The sequence below is a fragment of the Microbacterium marinilacus genome, assembly GCF_019753765.1.
Lineage (GTDB): Bacteria > Actinomycetota > Actinomycetes > Actinomycetales > Microbacteriaceae > Microbacterium > Microbacterium marinilacus.
Window position 1 is genome coordinate 1 of sequence record NZ_JAIJZW010000031.1, and the last position, 986, is coordinate 986.

1 protein-coding gene is annotated in these 986 nt (G+C 66.5%); it reads right to left on the bottom strand.

Going from position 1 to position 986, the window contains the following annotated elements:
• The coding region (locus tag K5S26_RS18500) for an IS481 family transposase (protein ID WP_246604255.1) at positions 1-896 on the bottom strand (896 nt) is incomplete at its 3' end.
• Between the last annotated feature and the right edge of the window lie 90 nt (positions 897-986).

The window sequence follows — 986 nt, forward strand, 5'->3', positions numbered from 1 at the left end:
CAGGGGGCGAGCGCGTCGGCGCGGTGCTGGTTGGAGGCGTAAGGCGCGCGGTAGGCCCAGTATTCCTGCATGGTGCGGTTGAAGCGCTCGGCCTTGCCGTTCTGCCAGGGGCAGTGCGGCTTTGTGGTGATGTGCTTCGCGTCGAGTGCTGCGAGTTGGCTTTGGAACGCGGCCGAGACGGTGTAGTTCTTCGCGTTGTCGGTCATCACCTCACGGATCTGGATGCCGTGACGAGTGAAGAAGTCGGCTGCGGCGGTGAGGAACGCGGCGCAGGTGGGGCCTTTCTCGTCCGGCAGGATCTGGGCGAACGCGAGGCGGGAGTGGTCGTCGACGGCGACGTGGACGTAGTCGAAGCCGAGCTTGACCTTGCGGTCCCGCCTGCCGTGATGGTCGATCGTGTCGGGTCCTTCAACGCGCCAGCCGCCGCCGTCGGGGATACGGCCGAGCTTCTTGACATCGATGTGGATCAGATCGCCCGGGGCGTCGCGTTCGTAGCGGACCTGGGTGCGACGCGACGCGCGCAACGCGATCCCCGTGATCGGATCCAGTTCATGCAGCGCCGGCAGTCCTGCCTTCGCGATCAGCCGTGAGGCGGTGCGCGGGCTGACCCCGCAACGACGGGCGATGTCGTCGCGTCCGAGCCGCTCACGCGTGCGCAACTCGACGACGGCAGCGAATGTCACCATGGGAGTTGCCGTCGGAGTCGAGACAGGACGCGACGACCGGTCAGACAGCCCTGCCTCACCGAGATCGCGGTAGCGGGCGGCCCAACGGTGAGCGCACTGGCGGGAGACGCCCATCTCTTTCGCGACGTGCGAGACAGGACGGCCGGCAAGGATCCGGCGCACGAGAATCAAGCGGCCCGTGACGGTAAGCCGCGCATTACGGTGGACCAAGAGAAGGCCTCCACTTCGGTGACGTTAGACACCACCAATCGTGGAGGCCTTCTCCCTAACCGGGCGTCACCAACGTGCTGACCGGGTACA